At 47.2% G+C, this 18,970-nt stretch carries 16 protein-coding genes; 7 read left to right on the top strand and 9 right to left on the bottom strand.

What is annotated here, in order from left to right; genetic code table 11:
• Positions 1-84: 84 nt before the first annotated feature.
• On the top strand, positions 85-1,122 hold the full coding sequence (locus OF158_RS03170) for an SDR family oxidoreductase (RefSeq protein ID WP_043052588.1): 1,038 nt from the start codon (positions 85-87) through the stop codon (positions 1,120-1,122).
• Positions 1,123-1,384: 262 nt separating this feature from the next.
• Here the strand turns inward: OF158_RS03170 and OF158_RS03165 are convergent, their stop codons facing one another.
• Together OF158_RS03165 and OF158_RS03160 are read right to left on the bottom strand one after the other, a co-directional pair.
• Positions 1,385-1,945 carry a maltose acetyltransferase domain-containing protein gene (locus tag OF158_RS03165; RefSeq protein WP_014096128.1) on the bottom strand — a complete coding sequence of 187 codons (561 nt, stop codon included), beginning with the start codon at positions 1,943-1,945 and terminating at the stop codon, positions 1,385-1,387.
• Positions 1,946-1,959: 14 nt separating this feature from the next.
• Entirely contained in the window at positions 1,960-2,505 is a 546-nt protein-coding gene (locus OF158_RS03160; RefSeq protein ID WP_014096129.1) for a GbsR/MarR family transcriptional regulator, read from the bottom strand.
• A 184-nt stretch (positions 2,506-2,689) separates the two neighbouring features.
• Between OF158_RS03160 and OF158_RS03155 the strand changes: the two genes are divergently transcribed.
• The 4 genes from OF158_RS03155 to OF158_RS03140 are packed head-to-tail and all read left to right on the top strand — an operon-like array spanning position 2,690 to position 6,113.
• Positions 2,690-3,835: a betaine/proline/choline family ABC transporter ATP-binding protein gene (locus tag OF158_RS03155; RefSeq protein ID WP_014096130.1), complete on the top strand. Its 1,146-nt coding sequence runs from the start codon at positions 2,690-2,692 to the stop codon at positions 3,833-3,835.
• An 11-nt stretch (positions 3,836-3,846) separates the two neighbouring features.
• The gene (locus OF158_RS03150; protein WP_014096131.1) at positions 3,847-4,500 is read left to right on the top strand and encodes an ABC transporter permease; all 654 of its coding nucleotides are present in this window, start codon (positions 3,847-3,849) and stop codon (positions 4,498-4,500) included.
• A gap of 15 nt (positions 4,501-4,515) precedes the next feature.
• Positions 4,516-5,424 carry an osmoprotectant ABC transporter substrate-binding protein gene (locus tag OF158_RS03145; RefSeq protein WP_014096132.1) on the top strand — a complete coding sequence of 303 codons (909 nt, stop codon included), beginning with the start codon at positions 4,516-4,518 and terminating at the stop codon, positions 5,422-5,424.
• A gap of 11 nt (positions 5,425-5,435) precedes the next feature.
• Entirely contained in the window at positions 5,436-6,113 is a 678-nt protein-coding gene (locus OF158_RS03140) for an ABC transporter permease (RefSeq protein WP_035182477.1), read from the top strand.
• A 285-nt stretch (positions 6,114-6,398) separates the two neighbouring features.
• Here the strand turns inward: OF158_RS03140 and OF158_RS03135 are convergent, their stop codons facing one another.
• From OF158_RS03135 to OF158_RS03105, 7 genes are all read right to left on the bottom strand, one after another.
• Positions 6,399-8,396 carry a beta-galactosidase gene (locus OF158_RS03135; RefSeq protein WP_035182479.1) on the bottom strand — a complete coding sequence of 666 codons (1,998 nt, stop codon included), beginning with the start codon at positions 8,394-8,396 and terminating at the stop codon, positions 6,399-6,401.
• Between the two features lie 194 nt (positions 8,397-8,590).
• A complete protein-coding gene (locus tag OF158_RS03130) occupies positions 8,591-9,577 on the bottom strand; it encodes a LacI family DNA-binding transcriptional regulator (RefSeq protein WP_017551896.1) in 987 nt (328 codons plus the stop codon).
• Between the two features lie 338 nt (positions 9,578-9,915).
• On the bottom strand, positions 9,916-11,115 hold the full coding sequence (locus OF158_RS03125) for an MFS transporter (protein ID WP_014096138.1): 1,200 nt from the start codon (positions 11,113-11,115) through the stop codon (positions 9,916-9,918).
• A complete protein-coding gene (locus OF158_RS03120) occupies positions 11,112-11,540 on the bottom strand; it encodes a MarR family winged helix-turn-helix transcriptional regulator (protein ID WP_014096139.1) in 429 nt (142 codons plus the stop codon). The genes OF158_RS03125 and OF158_RS03120 overlap by 4 nt, the downstream gene beginning before the upstream one ends.
• A 377-nt stretch (positions 11,541-11,917) precedes the next feature.
• Positions 11,918-12,904 carry an L-threonine 3-dehydrogenase gene (locus OF158_RS03115; RefSeq protein ID WP_114316727.1) on the bottom strand — a complete coding sequence of 329 codons (987 nt, stop codon included), beginning with the start codon at positions 12,902-12,904 and terminating at the stop codon, positions 11,918-11,920.
• Positions 12,905-12,964: 60 nt separating this feature from the next.
• Positions 12,965-14,155, bottom strand: coding sequence for a glycine C-acetyltransferase (locus OF158_RS03110; protein ID WP_014096141.1), 1,191 nt, complete (start codon positions 14,153-14,155; stop codon positions 12,965-12,967).
• Positions 14,156-14,342: 187 nt separating this feature from the next.
• Positions 14,343-16,649: a helix-turn-helix domain-containing protein gene (locus OF158_RS03105; protein ID WP_071646880.1), complete on the bottom strand. Its 2,307-nt coding sequence runs from the start codon at positions 16,647-16,649 to the stop codon at positions 14,343-14,345.
• 478 nt (positions 16,650-17,127) lie between these two features.
• On the opposite strand from OF158_RS03105, the gene OF158_RS03100 reads away from it, so the two are divergent.
• Both OF158_RS03100 and OF158_RS03095 read left to right on the top strand, forming a co-directional pair.
• The gene (locus OF158_RS03100) at positions 17,128-18,546 is read left to right on the top strand and encodes an amino acid permease (protein WP_014096143.1); all 1,419 of its coding nucleotides are present in this window, start codon (positions 17,128-17,130) and stop codon (positions 18,544-18,546) included.
• 9 nt (positions 18,547-18,555) lie between these two features.
• Positions 18,556-18,732: a hypothetical protein gene (locus OF158_RS03095; protein ID WP_014096144.1), complete on the top strand. Its 177-nt coding sequence runs from the start codon at positions 18,556-18,558 to the stop codon at positions 18,730-18,732.
• Positions 18,733-18,970: the final 238 nt, after the last annotated feature.

The following is an 18,970-nucleotide window of genomic DNA, read 5'->3' as shown; positions in this document are numbered from 1 at the left end:
ATAGATATATTACGAAACACAGCAAAAAAACTTCAAGGAGGGCATACATTGGACCAATCTTATGTACAACAAGGCAACGGCAGTATGGATGCCAGTATGGAAAAACCATTATCACTGAAAAAACTGGCAGACCAGGTCATCGTGATCACCGGCGCTTCGAGCGGGATCGGGCTTGCCACCGCAAGAATGGCTGCAGCCCGCGGCGCACGGCTTGTACTCGCGGCAAGGAATGAGCACGCGTTGAAAATTCTTGCCAATGAGTTAAAAAATAATGGCAGTTCCGCCATCTGGGTGCGGGCGGATGTCGGCCGCGAAGAAGATGTGAAGCATATTGCGGCAACCGCCATTAAAACGTTCGGCGGCTTTGACACCTGGGTGAACAATGCCGGCGTTTCAATTTTTGGCGAAGCGATGGACGTCAGCATTGAAGACATGAAACGCATGTATGACACGAATTTCTGGGGCGCCGTATACGGGACAAGGTTAGCCGTCCAGCATTACAAAAGCCGCGGCGTGCCCGGCGCTGTGATCAATATCGGCAGCCTGTTCGGCGACCGCGGAACCGTCATCCAGTCCACCTATGCTTCCTCTAAATTTGCGTTGCACGGTTTTACGGAAAGCATCCGGATGGAACTTGAAAAAGAGCATGCGCCCGTTTCGATTACGCTCGTTCACCCCGGCCGGATCGATACGCCGTATAATGAGCATGCGCGCAGCTACCTTAAGAAACAACCGGCGCATTATATGTCCATGATTTACCCGCCTCAAGCCGTCGCGGAAGCCATCCTGTTTGCAGCCGAGCACCCGAAGCGGGATATGTATGTCGGATCGCAGGCAAAAATGGTCGCAGTCTTAGGCCGCTTCTTGCCACGGTTCATGGATAAATTAATGGAGCTGACCATGTACCGGACGCAGCACAGCGACCGGCCGTCAAAGTCGAAAGCGGACAGCGCCCTCTACCATCCGGGTTACGGCCTGCATGAACGGGGCACGAATAAAGGCTGGATGCGCAGAAACAGTTATTATGTCAAGATGAGCAAATATCCGCTTGCATCAGCCGCCATAGCTGCATTTGTCGGGGCAGCGCTCTGGGCTGCCGTTTCACCCAGGCAAAAAGATTAAGGGGCAAGCCACCTTGACCGCAGGGTGGCTTGTTATGGTTGGCGTTCCGCTGTTTTTTTACTGATGGCCGCCAGTTTTCACTGATTCTGGTCACTCGATAGGTTATGTTTACATAACCCCAATTTTGAGAGTGTTTTTTTCCACGTCCTCTCTTTTCCCTGGCTTTAACTGCTCTCCCGGTTTTTCCCAACTTCCCGGGGTTTCCATCGCGTTTCGCTGATACCAGGCTTACATCCACAAAAAAAGGAAGGCGCCGCCTCCCTTATGCTTCCACCATCTTGATGATTTGCGCCGGGTTTCCGCCGACGACTGCATTGTCGGGTACATCTTTTACCACGACGGCTCCGGATGCGATCACCGCATTGTTGCCGATCGTAACACCCGGGTTAATCACCGCGCGTCCGCCGATCCAGACGTTATCGCCAATTTTCACCGGTTTGGTCAACTCCAGGCCAGACACCCGCGTTTTCGCATCAAGCGGATGTGTTGCCGTATAAATGTGGACACCCGGCGCTAGCATGCAGTTTTTCCCGATCTCAACCAGTCCCCCGTCGAGAATGACACAATCGAAATTCGCATAAAAATTCTCCCCGACATGAATGTTAAACCCGTAATCGCAGCGGAAATCCGATTCGATAAAAAGGTGTTCCCCCGTCGAACCGAATAATTTTTTCAATAATGCTGTCCGGGTTTCCAAATCGGTTTCATCTGTTTCATTGAACGTACGGATGAGGCGCCTGGCCTTCAATCTCGCCTGCGTGAGTTCCCGGTCTCCCGCGTTATACAACTTCCCGGCGATCATTTTTTCTTTTTCTGTGCTCATGGGCCAGCCTCCGTTTATTCCTGTTTTTTCTTCGGTACATACTCAAAAATTTTTCCACTCTCAAAAAAATCGACAAGCCGCGAAAGCCAATCATAATATTCCGCAAGATTGAAAAGCTCATTTAAAAAATGATTCAGCTGCTTCTCCATTTCCGGCGGCAGCTCTTCATTGTCCTTCAGTTCTGCCAACTCACGCGCAAATTTTTTTTCGAAGAATTTGTTGCGATGAATGATTTTCCGCAAATTGGACGTAAAAATGGCAACAAAAGTGTCGTAAAAATCGAGGCCGACATTGTAAAGATCTTTCCGGACCCCTTTTTCAAACACTTTTTCCGCGATATTCATATCGACCATTTCGCGGACTACCTGGCTCATTCTTGTCTTGCTCATGCCTGTTGCCTGGGACAATTCATCGAGCGTCATCGGCCGGTGATTTATGTAGATAATGCCGAGGACACGCCCGACGGTTGGCGGGATGCCGAAAGCACGAATATGGTCCGCAATTTTTTCAATATATTGTTCTTTCGCCCGGACAACTTTGTCCAACGTTTTTTCTTCCATTCCAGAAATGCTCCTTTTGGCCGCTTTGCCGAAGTACTGTAAAAAATGATGAACCAATTGCCTTCAATTACAATATATATCATCTATATAATAAGTACAATACGTAAACTTTTCATTTTACAAATTTTACGGTATACTTATATTGTAACCAATCTCTACCCAAAACAAACTGGAGGTGCGAAAATTGTTAAAGTTTGACCACGTCTCGAAAATTTATAAGGGCGGCAAACGCGCCGTGGACGATTTGAATCTCGAATTTGCGTCCGGCCGTTTTATCGTTTTTATCGGCCCGAGCGGCTGCGGTAAAACGACCACGATGAAAATGATCAACAGGCTGATTGAACCGACAGAAGGCACGATTTATATCAATGGCAAAAACATCAAAGATACGGACCCCGTTAAACTGAGAAGAGAAATCGGGTACGTGATTCAACAAATTGGTTTATTTCCCCATATGACAATCCAGCAAAACATCTCTCTTGTCCCGCGATTACTAAAATGGCCTGAAGAAAAACAACGGGAGCGGGCCAAAGAACTGCTCCAGCTCGTCGATATGCCAGAAGAATTTTTGGACCGTTACCCGCATGAACTGAGCGGCGGCCAGCAGCAGCGCATCGGCGTTTTGCGGGCACTGGCGGCAGACCAACCGCTCATTTTAATGGATGAACCGTTTGGCGCGCTTGACCCGATTACCCGCGACAGCCTGCAGGACGAATTGAAAAAGCTGCAAAAGGAACTTGGCAAAACCATCGTATTTGTTACCCACGACATGGATGAAGCGATTAAACTCGCCGACCAGATTGTCATCATGCGCGACGGCAAACTGGTCCAAACCGGCACGCCGGATGAAATTCTCCGCGAACCGGCCAACGAATTTGTGGAAACGTTTATCGGCAAAGAACGGCTGCTTCAGGCCCGGCCGAATATCCAGACCGTTGAACAAATCATGAGCCCGAAAGCCGTTACAGTCACAGTCGATAAAACATTAACAGAAGCCATCCAAATCATGAAAGAACAGCGGGTTGACTCCCTACTTGTCGTAGACAGCCGGAAAGTGCTCCTCGGCTATATCGATGTCGAAATCATCGATCGAAACCGCAGGAAACCGGTTCTTGTCAAAGACGTGGTGGAAACGAATTTAATCGCAGTGGAAAAAGACACCCTCGTCCGCGATACAGTCCGGAAAATTTTAAAACGAGGCATTAAATACGTGCCTGTTGTCGACCATGAACACCGGCTTGTTGGCATTGTCACGAGAGCAAGCCTTGTCGATATCGTTTACGACTCCATCTGGGGCGAAGAGGAACCCGTATCTGAAATCATCAGTTAGGAGGAAAAATCATGGAAGCCTTCATGCAGTTTATGGAAGCCAATTGGAGCGAACTGTTGTTCAAAACATGGCAGCATTTCTATATCTCCATCACGGCTGTCATCTTAGGCATCGTTGTCGCTGTTCCGCTTGGCATCTGGTTGACAAAATACCGGCGGGCAGCAAATATTGTGATGGGCATTGCGGGCGTTATCCAAACTTTCCCAAGCCTTGCCATTTTAGCCTTCTTCATTCCGATTTTCGGTATTGGAAAGCTTCCCGCCATTGCGGCGTTGTTTTTCTATTCGGTCCTGCCTATCTTGCGGAACACGTACACCGGCGTAAAGGGGATCGACCCGAAACTGGTGGAAGCAGGGCGCGGGATGGGGATGACCGGATGGGAAAGAGTCATCCATTTGGAACTTCCCCTTGCCATCCCTGTGATCATGGCCGGTATCCGCCTTTCCACTGTTTATTTAATCGGCTGGGCAACCCTTGCCTCTTTTATCGGTGCAGGCGGCCTCGGAGACTATATTTTCAGCGGCCTCAATTTGTACCAGCCGGAAATGATCGCGGCCGGCGCAGTACCGGTAACCATTTTGGCGCTTATCGTGGACTACCTGTTTGGAAAGCTTGAAACGATTGCTACTCCAAAAGGCATCCGGAAACAAAAACAGGCCGCTTAGAAAGGATGACGGCACATGAAAAAATTAGCAGCCCTCTTGCTTGTTTTCTGCTTAAGCATCTTTGCGGGCGGCTGTACGCTGCCAGGCCTAAGTGCCGCAGACAGCCAGTCCGTAAAAATCGGCATGACCAACTCAACGGAAACACAAATTATCGGTTATATGGAAAAAGATATGATCGAACATTATACCAATATAAAAGTCGATATGGTCAACAATCTTGGTTCCTCGATTGTGCTCCATAAAGCGATGACAAGCGGGCAGATCAATATTTCCGCTGTCCGCTACACCGGGACGGATCTAGCAGGCGCACTCGGCATGGAACCGGTGACCGACCCGGAAAAAGCGTTAAAAATTGTCAAACAACAGTTTGAAAAACGGTTCCACCAAACATGGTTCGACTCTTTCGGATTTGCCAACACCTATGCCTTTACTGTTACCAAATCCTTAGCAGACAAAGACCACTTGACAAAAGTTTCCCAATTAAAACCAGTGGCAAAAGATTTGCGGCTTGGCGTGGATAACTCCTGGCTGAAACGGAAAGGCGACGGTTACGACGGTTTTGTGAAAACGTACGGATTTACATTTGGAAAAACGTACCCGATGGAACTCGGGCTTGTTTATAAAGCCGTCAAAAGCGGAAAGGCGGATGTTGTGCTTGCCTATTCAACCGACGGAAGAATCAATGCATACAACCTCGTTATGCTGAAAGACGACAAACACTTTTTCCCGCCGTATGACGCCTCCCCTGTCGTACGCGACGACACGTTAAAACAACATCCTGAACTCAGGAAAGTTTTACAAAAGCTTGTTGGAAAAATTGATACGAAAACAATGCAGCAGTTGAATTATGAAAGTGACGTCGAAATGAAAGAACCGTCGACGGTGGCAAAAGAATTTCTAGAAAAACATCATTACTTTGAATAGGAGGGGTGATCATGGAAACGATCAGGAGCGTACTTCATTATTACGGGGAAAACGGCAACTATGTATGGGTACAATTTTACCGCCATTTCCTGATGTCGGCATATGGTGTTCTGTTTGCAGCGGTCGTCGCGATTCCGCTCGGGATTTTCATGGCCCGCCGCCGCAAGCTAAGCGCCTGGATTCTCACACTTGCCAATATCATCCAAACGGTCCCGTCGTTGGCGATGCTGTCCATGTTGATGCTCGTTATGGGACTCGGCACCAATACGGTCGTGCTTGCCCTGTTTCTTTACTCGCTTTTGCCGGTTTTAAAAAATACGTATACCGGCATCCTCAGCGTCGATCAATTTTTGCTTGAGTCCGGCAAGGCAATGGGGATGACAAAGTTCCAGATCATGCGGATGGTGGAACTTCCACTTGCATTGTCTGTCATTATGGCCGGCCTCAGGACCGCACTCGTCGTTGCGATCGGAATTGCAGCCATGGGCACATTTGTCGGCGCAGGCGGACTCGGAGATATCATCGTCCGCGGAACCAGCGTCTCAAATGGCACATCGATTATTTTAGCCGGTGCCATTCCGACTGCCTTGATGGCTGTCGTTGCCGACTTTATCATGGGCTGGATTGAACGCCGCCTTTCCCCGGTAAAAAAGAAAACACGCAAACAGACTGTAGAACAGGCAGCATAAAAGGATACCCCGCGTGACGCGGGGTATCCTTTTTGATATGGTATCGCCGGGACGAATCAGTTCGCCTGAGATATCGGCGTTTCTGCCGGAAATCGCAAAATACGTCTCGAAAATGAGCGCCTTCTCCGGTGACTTTGCAGTTCGTCCACCTTAAAAGACCGGAGTGGTTTCCAAATACAGGCGGTTTCTGAAATACCGTTTTTTCAAGAAAGCAACCGAAAAATGAGCATTTTCCTGATCATCAGCAGGTAAGTACGAAAGACAGACTTTCCCCTTCGTGCTACCCTATTTTTCAACCACCTGCAAAATTTTTACGTCCCGGGGTGAGAGCCGGACCGTTTCTGATTCAGTATCCCCGTTAATCAGTTCCAGGTACGTGCCACCTGCATTCACAAACTGAACCTGATCTGTGTGGTTAAGCAGGAACAAGTATTTTTCATTTCCATTTTTGCGCACCACCACTTCCACGCCACGAGGAGCATCCAAAGCTGGTCGGACATCCGCTTCCTGTAAAATGTCTTTTAAAAGAGAAGACAAATATTGTTCATCCGGCTGTGTCCCAATATAATAAGCTTTTCCTTTTCCGCAATGATGCGCGGTGACAGCAGGCGACCCGGCCAAATAGCCGTCTTTGAACCAGGCCAAAGCTTCGGCACCTTTCAAGTGAATCTTTTCCTCCCACACGCGAATAGCCGCATCGCCATACCCGGTCCGGATTTGATGCACCGCCCCTTTTTTCATCGGCGCAAACTCTTCAACATAAATGCCAAGAATATCCCGGTACGCGCCCGGATAGCCGCCAAGATACACACGGTCGTTTTCATCCGCAATGCCGCTGAAGAAATTGCTGACAAAATAACCGCCTTTTTCGACATAGTCTTTTACTTTATCCGCAAATGCCTTTGTCACCCTGTAACTTGCCGGCGCAAAAACTACTTTATACCGGTCCATTGCCTCATCCGGGTGAATAAAATCGACACCGATGTTTCGGGTATGAAGCACCTTATAAAACGGCAGAAGCTGTTTAATATAGGTTACAAGCGAAGAAGGTTTTGAATCGAGCTCCAATGCCCACCAGTTTTTCCAGTCAAAAACAATCGCAACATCGGCTGCATATGCTGAACCCGTTACCTTTTCCAAATTTTTCAACTCATTACCGAGTTGCACCACTTCCCGGAAATTCCGGCTTTCTTCATCCCCGGAATGTGGCACCATCCCGCTATGGAATTTCTCCGCGCCGCCCTGGGATGCGCGCCATTGGAAAAACATGATGCCATCCGCTCCGTGCGCAGCCGCTTCATAACTCCAAAGCCGCATCACGCCCGGTGCTTTCACAGCGTTTTGCGCCCGCCAGTTCACCGCGCCGGCTGCCTGTTCCATTAGCAAAAACGGCTGTTTTTTCAAACTGCGCGTCAAATCATGGGCCATGAATTGCGCATACGGGATGTCCTCAAACGGATCCGGGTAGGCATCCCATGTCACAAGATCCATTTCTTTCGCCCAATGGAATCCGTCCACCGGTTTGTGCAGCCCCATTAAGTTTGTCATCACCGGCACATCCGGCGTATATGCTTTCAGGATATCGCGTTCCATTTTATAAAGCGCAAGCAGCGAATCATCCATAAAGGCTTTGTAATCGAGCTGTTGCATCGGATTGGCAAAAGTCGGCGTTTTCCCCGGTAGACAGATTTCTTCCCATTCATAATAACGCTGGCTCCAGAAGTCCGTTGACCAGCTTTTATTCAAGTTCTCGATCGTGCTGTATTTTTCTTTGAGCCATGTTTGAAAAGCCTTTTTGCAGTTGTCGCAGTAGCATTCGGCAATGTGGCAGCCATACTCATTGTTCACATGCCACATGACAAGCGCGGGATGGTTTTTGTACCGTTCCGCAATTTTGCGCACCAGTTTCGCCGCAAGCCGCGCGTAGTCTTTGCTGTTCGGGCAATAATGCTGGCGCGACCCCGGCAGAAAGCGCGCCCCGTCCTTGTCAACCGGAAGCGAATCGGGATATTTCCGCGACAGCCATGCCGGCGGGGCCGCAGTGGCAGTGGCCAGGTCCGCCCCGATGCCGTTTTCCGCAAGCATATCCATGATTTTATCGAGCGTTGAAAAATCATATGTTTCTTCATCCGGCTGCAGCCTTGCCCAGCTGAAAATGTTGATGCTTACATAATTGGCGCCGGCTTTTTTCATCAGCCGCATGTCTTCTTTCCACACAGATTCATCCCATTGTTCAGGGTTATAATCCCCGCCGTAATAAAATTTTTCTTGTTTTTTTAACATCACGCATTCCTCCAAGTTGTCCGTTATTTAAGTGCACTGCCACCCAATGCTTCCATCCTTCTTCCACTTTTGTGAAAACGGTATCATTCATAACCCCATCCTAGCACCGTTTTACGCAAAAATCAATAAAAATTTAAACATTTCAGCTGATTTTTTACATAATTTTTACGTAAATATTTTGCGAGGGAAGCGTTTCATTTGCTGCTTTCTCTTATAACAAGTTTTGTCCCCAGTCTGACTTTTTTAGGGATTTCCCGACTGTTTATACGTTCTAGCAACAGTGTCACCCCTTCTTCGCCCAAAACTTCGGTATACACTTTTACGGTGCTCAAGGCGGGGACCGTATATTGGGACACACTTACGTCATTAAAGCCGATCAGACTCACTTGTTCCGGAACCCGGATGTTATTTTCATGAAGGGCCTTTAAACTGCCGATCGCCATCGGATCATTTGCAATAAAAAAAGCTGTCGGCAAATGATCCCCCAAGTTCCGAATGGCAGAAATCATTTGCTGGTAGCCGGCACGAACATCATATTTCCCTTTAAAATCGAAAACATCTTCTTTACGATAGAGCCCTAACTTTTGCATATATTTGGTATATTCAAGACTGCGCGGATCAATTCCGGAATTCGTTTCATCCTCAGCAAGCGACCCGATATATCCAATCCGCTGATGTCCCTGTTGAACGAAGTAATCAATGACATCTTTAACTGCCTGTTCAAAATCTATCATGACCTGATCAGCACTTCCCACCTCATAATAAGTATCCACAAAGCAAATCGGTTTATGAAAAGATTGAAGAACTTGAATCTGCTGTTCTGAGAATTTCCCAATGGCTAAAATTCCTTCCACATCACCCGGGATCTTTTCGTACTCGGCATAAATCCGAGAGATGATCAGGCCATGTTCCTGTGCGCATTTTTCGGCTCCTAAGCGAATGGACATATAGTAAATATCATTCAGTTCTTCTTCCTGCGAGCTCCATTGTACAATTGCTATTTTTTCCTTTCTCGCAGTTTTTTTGTTCATATGTTTTGTATAGTTCAGACTTTCGGCTGCTTCAAATATTTTTCGCTTTGTTTCATCAGATGCAACGACCTTATCGTCATAATTCAGGACTCTGGACACGGTTGCAATGGATACCCCCGCCATTTTAGCAATATCAGCCATTGTCGCCATAATAACCACCTTTTCCTTTACGAAAACTCTATGTAAATTTTTATTTATTTTTACGTAAAAATATTCCGCTTACGTTTATTGTAAACGGAACAATTAGTTATAATCAAATTTTTTATAAAATATTTTTAAACTTATCTTATGAAAAAACAGGAACCTTCCGCTGCGCAATCAAAAGAGCCTGCCCCTTGCTTCTTTTTTGATTTCCCAAGTCTTTGCCGGCCGATCCTGCACTGGCTTTCCACCGGACTATCCCGCTCTCGTTCACTTCGCTTTTGACCCAGGCAAGTCACTAAAAAACACAAACCCGGGGGCAATCCCCGGGTTTGTGTTTAGACAAATTATTCTGCTTCTTCCACCACGCCTTGCAGAGATGCTGCTTTTTTGCCGTGGACAAAATAATAAAGAAATACGCAAAAGACAAGGACAACAGCCATGATGGCGTACAAGCCGTGATAACCAGCGAACGGAACCAAAAGCCCGAGCAAAAACGGACCGACCCCGACACCGGCATCAAGAAAAATAAAGAATGTTGAAGTCGCAAGCCCAATCCGGTTTTTCGGCGATACTTTGACTGCAATCGCCTGCCCGCTTGCCGAGAAAGTGCCGTACCCAAGCCCGACGAAAATCCCGGCCAATAAAATTAATAGTCCGCTGTCAGCCTGGTTCAGCAGCACGAGCCCTGCCGCAAACAAAAGAAACGAAGGATACATGACAAAGTTCTCGCCTTTTGTATCAAACCATCTTCCCGTAAACGGCCTGGACACCAGCACCGTCACGGCATAAACAATAAAGAAAAAGCTTGAAATATCTACAAGGTTCATTTCTTTCGCATACGAAGTCAAAAAAGACAGGATGCTTGAGTAGCCGAGCCCGACAAATGCGCTGATGATGGCAATCGGGAACACTTTCGACTCAAAGAAATTGCTGATTTTGAGCCCTTTCATCTTTTCCAGATCCGCTTTTGAGAGTTCCACTTTCGGCACCTTTAAAAAGAGCGCGGAGATAAAGCTCAAAGCCAATAGCACAAGACATAAGGCAAATACCATATTAAAACTTGCGTGCTGAATGAGGAACATGCCGACGAAAGGCCCGACAGCCGCGGCAAGTGTTACACTCAATGCATAATAACCCGTGCCTTCCCCGCGGCGTTCATTGGGTATGATCCCGGCAACAATGGTTCCTGTTGCAGTTGAAGCTATTCCAAGTGCTGCACCGTTTAAAAAGCGGACAGCCAGTAAAACACCCAGTTGATTCGTCACAAAATAAAATAATGAAATGATGAGAATCGCAATAAAACCGGCATAAAGCATCTTTTTCCTGCCGATGCGGTCAATCGATTTGCCGGCAAAGAGCCGCGCAACCAGGACCCCGACGACGAAAATCCCTGATGCCAGGCCGGCCACGCTTGGCGATGCATGAAATCGGTCAGTCGCAAAAAGCGTAACGGTCGCCATCAATAAGTAAAATGTAAAATACAGAAAAAAGTTCGCGGTCGAAACGATTATAAAATCCTTTGTCCATAACTTCGGCCTGCTCAATTTGTTTCCTCCCCTTTGTAATCTAAATTGTCTCTGATTTGCGGAAGCAGTTCGAATATGATCTTTTGCTCCGCTTCCGGAATCCCCTTCATTGCCTGCTGTTCCAATCCGGTAATTTCCGCGCGGCACTGCCGGTAAATGTTTTCGCCTTTATCCGTCACCCGGATCACTTTTTCTCGGCGGTCTTTTCCCGGGATCTGTTCCACGCTTCCCTGTTCTTCCAGCTTTTGGACAATCCTTGTCACGTTCGGTTTTTCAATTTGATAATACTTGCAGATTTCCACAAGCGTGCACGGGCCGAAATTCCGCACATAAAACATCACCTGCCAGAGCGAATAGGACAACCCGAACTGTGCCAATAAGCCGTTCAATTTCTTGATCAGCACACGGTATAAGCGTATATAGCGGTAAAACAGCCCTTGCATCCAAAACCTCCTTCAATTTCTTGAACATCCGCCCTGACCCTTATTAGAAAGCACTGGCCACAGCGAGATCATTTTCGTAATCAACACGCCTTCACCATCCACCCGCGCCCACATCAGAAGCGCAGGCATCATACAAACAGTTTCGTTACCCTAAGCAACATTTCGCAAGACTAAATATAAAGGTTAATTCAATCGTTGTCAATGGGCGGTTGTACCCTACGGTTCAGTTCCTGAAAAAATCCTCCGAGCCACTGATGGTGTCGAAGCAACAAAATAACATGCCATATCATGCGGCGGTTACAAAAAGAGGATAGATAGAGCATTGATGCTGCTCATCTATCCTCTTTGTGATTTTCATCATGTAACCAGGCAAAAACTCAAACCGACTCCATCAACCTGCACTCGACCCCCAGTTTGTTCGCTAAGTTTTCCAGCATCGATTTTGTCATGCGGTCTAAATCGTATTGGGGGTTGAAATCCCATTCTTCTTTGGCCGCTGTGGCGTCAATGCTGTTTGGCCAGGAATCGGCAATTTGCTGTCTGGCAGGGTCAACCTTGTAATCCATCGTAAACGCCGGTATATATTTTCGGATTGAAGCGGCAATTTCTTCAGGGTCAAAGCTCATGGCCGTTATATTAAAGGCATTTCGGTGTTTTAATCCAGACGGGTCCGCTTCCATTAATTTGATAATCGCATCAATCGCATCCGGCATATACATCATATCCATATACGTGCCCTTCGCAATATAAGATGTATACTTTTGGTGCTTTAACGCTTCATAATAGATATCCACCGCATAGTCTGTCGTCCCGCCGCCCGGAAGCGCTTTGTGGGAAATCAGGCCGGGAAAGCGGAGGCCGCGGGTATCCACGCCGAATTTTGTAAAATAATAATCACAGAGCAATTCCGCACTTACTTTCGTAACACCGTACATCGTATTTGGCCGCTGAATGGTGTCCTGGGGGGTATGGTCTTTCGGCGTTGACGGGCCAAAAGCGCCGATCGAGCTTGGCGTGAACAACTGGCAGTTGGAATGCCGCGCCACCTCTAGCGCATTCAATAGACCGCCCATATTCAAATTCCAGGCGAAAAGCGGCTTTTCCTCAGCTGTTGCGGACAGGAGCGCCGCCAAATGGATGATCGTATCAATCTGATAGTCATTGACCAGTTTTTGCATCCGCTCGCCGTCCATGACATCCAGTGTCGCATACAGGCCATCGTTTACAACCGGGCTGTCATCCACATGGCGGATATCCGTGGCGAGGACATTTTCTGCTCCGTAAAGTTCCCGGAGCCTGATCGTTAATTCTGTACCGATTTGCCCCAGGCTGCCGGTTACAAGTATTTTTTTCATCACAAACAACCTCCCGTTAAAAATGAAAATGGGTCCAGCCCCTGTTGGAAAGGGCGCCACACAGCCGTTTCAGATAACGCTCAGCGCTTCGCCGACTTTTTGATATACAGCAAGCACTTGGTCGAGCATTTCTTTCGTATGGCCGGCAGTAGGCATATTGCGCACTCTGCCGGTTCCCTTTGGCACGGTCGGATAAGTGATGGCTTTGGCGTAAACCCCTTCCTCAATAAGACGGCGCGAAAATTCCTGCGTGACCGTTTCTTCGCCGATGATACAAGGCGTAATCGGGGTTTCCGATTGCCCGGTATTAAACCCGATTTTTTTCAAGCCTTCTTTTAAATACCGCGCGTTTTCCCACAGCCGGTCGACTCTCTCTGTTGAATCCATTAAGATGTCGATCGCCTTTATGCAGGCTGCGGCAGATCCCGGCGTCATGGCTGTCGAAAACAAAAACGGGCGGGCGCGCACTTTCAGCCAGTCAATCAGTTGCCGGGTGCCGGCCACATAGCCGCCTACAACACCAATCGCCTTTGAAAGGGTGCCAATTTGGAAATCAATTTTATCGGAAAGGCCAAAATGCTTTACCGTTCCTGCGCCGTTTCCCATTACGCCTGAGCCATGAGCATCATCGACATACGTCAATAAACCGAACGTCTCGGCAATTTCCACGATCTCCGGAAGCTTCGCAACATCCCCGTCCATGGAAAAAACGCCATCGGTAATATACATGATTTTTTCGTAGGCGCCGCTTTCAACCGCTTCTTTTGCAGCCCGCCACAAGTCATCCATGTCCTGGTGTTTCACCCGGATGATTTTTGCCCCGGACAAACGGCAACCGTCAATAATGGACGCATGGTTCAATTCATCAGAAAGAATGGCGTCCTTTTTTGTCATGACCGCTGAAATTGCACCCATATTGCAGTTAAATCCGGATTGAAAGGCAATCGCCGCTTCCGTATGCTTAAATTCGGCAATCTTTTTTTCCAGCTCTTCATGTATTGTCATCGTTCCGTTAATGGTCCGGACAGCGCCGGCCCCGACACCGTACTGCTTTGTCGCATCAATCGCTGCCTGGACCAGCCTTTCATCGTTTGCTAACCCGAGATAATTGTTTGAAGACATGTTGATGACTTCTTTGCCGCCAATTTTAACAACCGGTCCGTTGGGGCCTTCCAGTGTATCAATGATGTTGTACAGCCCCTTTTCACGCAGTTCCTCCAGTTGCGGGGTTAATATGTTCTCTAACACTTTTCCGGACATGACAAAAAACCTCCGTTCATGCATTTTTCAATCTATCTTCCGCAATCCGCGAATGAAAGCGCTTTTATTTTATCATTTTAAATGACTTTTCCTTCACTTGCATTTCCATTTTTGCTGTGTGTATCCTCCATATTTGCCTTTCCTTTCTGTTATTGCCGGATAAATTGCAAAAAAAGGCCGTTAAGTTTTAACCTAATGGCCTGATTTCGAAAAGATGAAATGCATTAAAGGTCAGAGTGGATTGCAAATACAGCGCCGAGTCCACTGTCTTCTCATAAATTTGCAGGTCAGGGTGGGTTCCCTGCTTGATAAACGTGATGATTTCTGGATCGTAAATATCCTGATGCTGCAAATTGATCGAACTCGTATAAAATTCCCCATGATGTTGATCCAGAATATGCTTCCGGATTTGGTAACGCCCGGGCGGCAGCCCTGAAATCACCATTTTCTTTTCCTTTGTGACAGAATGGAGAAAGTAGCTTTCGACAGAATAAGAAGGATTGATATAAGAAGGGTTGTACACGGCCAATTGGTAACCGTTTTCCCCTTTTGTCATGACAAAATCCTCCCCTTCAGCTAAAATCTGCAGCGCCATTTTTTCCATCAGCTGCAAGTTAAAATAAGCAGGGCGTTTGATTTGGTAATAATACAAAAGGGCAATGCCGTTCATCGCAATATGGCCCCGGCCTGTATTGTTTTTTTCCAAGGAATGGGTATCAATCCAGAATCCTAAGCCGTCTATTTCTTTCATGGCATCGAGCATTTCTTTAAAAATAAGGGCCGAGCGAAAAAAAGTACCGCTTAAATCCATCGTATTTCCGTAAAGTGTATTCCAGTCCGTAAGAAAAATTGGCACCTTGGCCAAACCGGCAGACGATAAACGATCCTTTAATTGCTTACACGTTTTCTTTACGAAGTTTTTTACACCTTCAAAAGTGCGGTTATTCATATCGGTAAAATCCACTTTTTCATTTGGGTTGCAGGTAAAACAAACGAACTCACACTCGCCGGAAATTTGCTTTAAAAAGGCATCTTTAGAGGCTTCCAGAGAAACCGGCACACGCAGGCCCACTTTCACAGCAGAAGCCCGCTTCTTCACTGTTTGATAAAAGGCGTGGTAAAAGTTTTTTTGTGTGCCGCCCCACTCCCGGAAAACCAATTCAAACCGCCATTTTCCGAGAAAAGCGCTGCCAAAGTATTGAAGGCTGTGCTGTAAAAAGGCATCCAGCTTCTTCAAATATCCGGCGCTGTCTGCTGCTTCTTTTTCTACCTCCACGCGAATGAAAGGCACAAGCCCAAGCCGTTGGAAGCTGTTCAACAAGGCATCCATCTGGTAAAATTGCCCGCCAATTTGATAGAGGGGTGTTGTCATCGCAAAGCTGTCCGAAAACAGATTGGAAAAATAGACATAGTCAAATCCAATTTCCTCCTGGATGAGCCTCAACTCCGCCTGCACCTCTTCATGTAAAGCATATTCCAGGTTCCCGATTGCCAGTATTTTTGCACCTTTTTCGCCGGTGAACATAGGCTCCGGCGGCAGGGCGATATAAACGGTGGAAACAGCCAGTTCCGTCAGCATCGTGCTTTTTTCCCGCTCCGAAATGTATTTGCTGACTTCCATGAAAAACTGGGGCGATGTCAGCAATGTAGATTTTTTCTTTCCGCAATCTTCCTCCGTATCCGAAAGTTCAATTTGGTGAAGACGGCGATATTCAGAGGGCGTTTGCCGGTATTTTTCTTTAAAAGCTTTATTGAATGCCTTTACATTTGGAAAACCATTATTCAGGGAAATCCGGGTAATCGGGTGGTCCGTATAAACAAGCTCGCGCACCGCCGATTTTAAACGGAGCTGTTTGATATATTGGGAGAAGCTTTCGCCCACTTGTTCTTTAAAATAGCGGGATAAGTAGTAAAGCGACAAGTAATGGCGGTTGGCGATTTCCGCGAGTGTAATTGGTTTCCGGTAATTTTTCCCAATGTAAGCGAGAATCTCTTTCATCCGTTCATCGTTGATCCTGGAGTGGGCATGGCGGCCAAGATAGGTGGTTTTAAAATTCCGGATTAATATCAGCACAATCTGAAAAATCATACTGTAAATCTCAATTTCACTGCCCTCTTTCTGCTGGTAGTGGGCAATGAAAATTTTTGCCATCAGCTGGCGGATCTGGTCAAAAAACATATACATCCCATTGTCTTCATTGGAGGAGTCACAATCAAACCGGCATTCATGAATGGCAGGATAATATGCCTCGATCATTTCCAGCGGGATTTGCAGCGATAACACCACATTTTCCTTGTTGCCCTTCATCGAACGGATATCATTGGCGTTTATAAGCAAAAGATGATTTTCCGATAAATGGCACGCATGTTGATTGACCGTCACCTCTAGCTCACCCTTTATGACAAGAAGCAGCTCAATCCCCAAACCGATATGGGGCGGGTCGTATTCCATATTTTGCAAATTGATTTGATAATCTTTTAACGGATCATTCATGAATATCACCTTTCACGTTTTTCAAGCTCCCCCGGCTGCAGTAGCGCGAGGTTTTTGATGGCTGGAATGGCGAAAAGGAACCTGCCATTGCGCATTTTTATGAAAAAAAGCATGCTGCAGGAAGGGCCGCGGTTTGCAGGATGCGATCTAAAAAATCAAATAATATTTGGCTTCAGCCGCAAAGTAAGGGTGCAAACCAAACCGGCCTCTTTGCCCTTATTATACTCGATTTTTCATTAAAACAGGGAAAACGCATACGACGCTGGAAAGTTCCGCGCCGGGTGAAAAAAACCTATGCCGGGAAAAAGCGCCGGCAACCGGGCATAAAAGGCCAGGAAATGAACGAAGGTTTGCCGGCGAATCGCATGGTTATTCTTTACTCCCCCGTTTAGAAGCCGGGCAAAACCTAAAGCGACACGATTTTTCGTATGGATCCCCCCGTGGCGGCGCATGATAACGGAAAAGGCAGATAAAGAGGGTGTGCAAAATTCAAAAAACGATCAATGTCGGAACGGTGTCCAAGCACCAGCGGAAAGCGGCGAGAAAAAGGGGCGGCAAATTAAATGAGTACAGTTTGGCCGGACTTGGGATCGGTGGAGTGATCGGGGCCGGGTACTTTTTAGGTTCGGGGCTTGCTGTCAGGGAAGCGGGGCCGTCCGTTTCGCTTGCTTTTTTGATCGGCAGCCTTCTCATGATGCAGGTGCTCGGGGCAATGACGAGCATCAATGTAAACCGCCTGCAGCAAGGGTCTTTCCGGGTCTATATTGAACATTTTCTGGGGCAGTATGCCGGCTTTTTAATTGGCTGGGCGCTATTTGTTTCAAGTATTTTGGCGATCGGGTCGGAAGCAATCGCGATGGGCGTTTTTGCGCACTACTGGCTGCCGAAAGTGCCGCTTCCCGTGCTCGCAATCGTTTTTATGGCCGTGATTATTGTGCTGAATGCCATGAATATGGAGATTTTCGGGCCGATTGAATCGGGAATGGCAGTTGTTAAAGTGGCAGCACTCATTGCTTTTATTGCCGTGGGGGCCTGGGTGCTATTCACGCAGAACGGGATGGCGGCCCGCAACCCTTTTTCAAGCCCACATGCCTTTTTCCCGAAAGGCATTTCCGGGCTGCTTCAATCCATGCTGGTTGTCATCTTTTCTTTTTCCGGGATCAGCGCGGTCGCAATGGCATCCACGGAGGTGGCAAAGCCGCGCATCCAGATTCCGCGGGCAGCCGGGTTCATGGTTTTCGGTTCGGCCGGCCTGTATGTGTTGTCGATGCTCGTGCTTGTCATGCTGACTGCATGGAATACCGTCTCCGTCCATAAATCACCTTTTGTTCATGCATTGGATGTGATCGGCATGAGTGGTGCGGCTTCCTTTTTCAATATTGTAATCCTGCTTGCAGCTTTTTCCGTCATGGCGGCCAGTTATTATACATCTGTCCAGTTAATCGTTTCGCTTTCAGAGGCAAAAAAGGGGCCGCACCTGTTTTTAAGACATGCTAAAAACGGCTTGTACCGGTACGCATGGCTGACAGCCGGGGCGGGCTGCCTGCTCGTTGTCGGACTGTCCTTTCTCCTACCTGCTGCTTTATATAACTATTTGGTTTCGGCATCGTCCTATATCACCTTTTTGAACTGGGCGTTGAATTTAATTACATTTCTTGTTTGGCGAAAAAAACGGAGTGAACACGAAACGTATCAATCAAAACTGATCTGGGGCGTTCCGGGCGCTTATGCCTCGCTTTTTGCCATAATGGTACTGTTTGTGATGAGCCTACGCGTGGCCGATTTCCGGATGGGATTTTATGCCGCTTTATGTTTCTTTTTGCTCATTACAGCTGCTTATGCCGTATGGAAAAAAGCGGGGAGACGTACAGAACAGAAAACCCCGGAATCCACTTAGGGAGGATTTATGGAAACCAATCAATTTGACCCAAACTTGAACCCGCCATCGAAAAAGAACCAGCGGGAAACACTTGAAATCAGCCCGACCGGCTACGGACTTGCATTTGTCCGGGAAGACGCCGGGGAAACGCACGATCATAAGAAAAGAGACAGACGTTTTACAGGGGAACCTAAAAGGGAATAGATGAATGGAAAAAGGGAAGCCTCTTTTGGATGGAGGCTTTCTCTTTTTGAAACAGGTTCGGAGAGAAAATTATGCCACATATTTTAGTAAAACTTCACTAAAAATCACTTGACATCGCCGTGGGATTGGCATATCCTTTACTTTGTAAGCGGTTTATGTTAGCGTTTTTATGGATTTCTTCTATTATTCTCGTTTTAAACTTCATAACTTTTTAGTAAAAATTTCGAAGCTTTACGCA

Origin of the sequence: Weizmannia sp. WK01 (genome assembly GCF_025905465.1) — a bacterium.
In the GTDB taxonomy this organism is placed as follows: Bacteria; Bacillota; Bacilli; order Bacillales; family Bacillaceae_C; genus Weizmannia; species Weizmannia faecalis.
Note: the sequence above shows the minus strand (reverse complement) of the source record. Positions and strands in the feature narration are given on the sequence as shown.

What these genes read in the sequence shown, in the direction of transcription:
- OF158_RS03170 (WP_043052588.1), top strand. Translation starts at nt 85, where the DNA reads ATGGATGCCAGTATGGAAAAACCATTATCACTGAAAAAACTGGCAGAC.
- OF158_RS03165 (WP_014096128.1), bottom strand. Translation starts at nt 1,945, where the DNA reads ATGAGCACAGAAAAAGAAAAAATGATCGCCGGGAAGTTGTATAACGCG.
- OF158_RS03160 (WP_014096129.1), bottom strand. Translation starts at nt 2,505, where the DNA reads ATGGAAGAAAAAACGTTGGACAAAGTTGTCCGGGCGAAAGAACAATAT.
- OF158_RS03150 (WP_014096131.1), top strand. Translation starts at nt 3,847, where the DNA reads ATGGAAGCCTTCATGCAGTTTATGGAAGCCAATTGGAGCGAACTGTTG.
- OF158_RS03145 (WP_014096132.1), top strand. Translation starts at nt 4,516, where the DNA reads ATGAAAAAATTAGCAGCCCTCTTGCTTGTTTTCTGCTTAAGCATCTTT.
- OF158_RS03140 (WP_035182477.1), top strand. Translation starts at nt 5,436, where the DNA reads ATGGAAACGATCAGGAGCGTACTTCATTATTACGGGGAAAACGGCAAC.
- OF158_RS03135 (WP_035182479.1), bottom strand. Translation starts at nt 8,396, where the DNA reads ATGTTAAAAAAACAAGAAAAATTTTATTACGGCGGGGATTATAACCCT.
- OF158_RS03130 (WP_017551896.1), bottom strand. Translation starts at nt 9,577, where the DNA reads ATGGCGACAATGGCTGATATTGCTAAAATGGCGGGGGTATCCATTGCA.
- OF158_RS03120 (WP_014096139.1), bottom strand. Translation starts at nt 11,540, where the DNA reads ATGCAAGGGCTGTTTTACCGCTATATACGCTTATACCGTGTGCTGATC.
- OF158_RS03110 (WP_014096141.1), bottom strand. Translation starts at nt 14,155, where the DNA reads ATGTCCGGAAAAGTGTTAGAGAACATATTAACCCCGCAACTGGAGGAA.
- OF158_RS03105 (WP_071646880.1), bottom strand. Translation starts at nt 16,649, where the DNA reads ATGAATGATCCGTTAAAAGATTATCAAATCAATTTGCAAAATATGGAA.
- OF158_RS03095 (WP_014096144.1), top strand. Translation starts at nt 18,556, where the DNA reads ATGGAAACCAATCAATTTGACCCAAACTTGAACCCGCCATCGAAAAAG.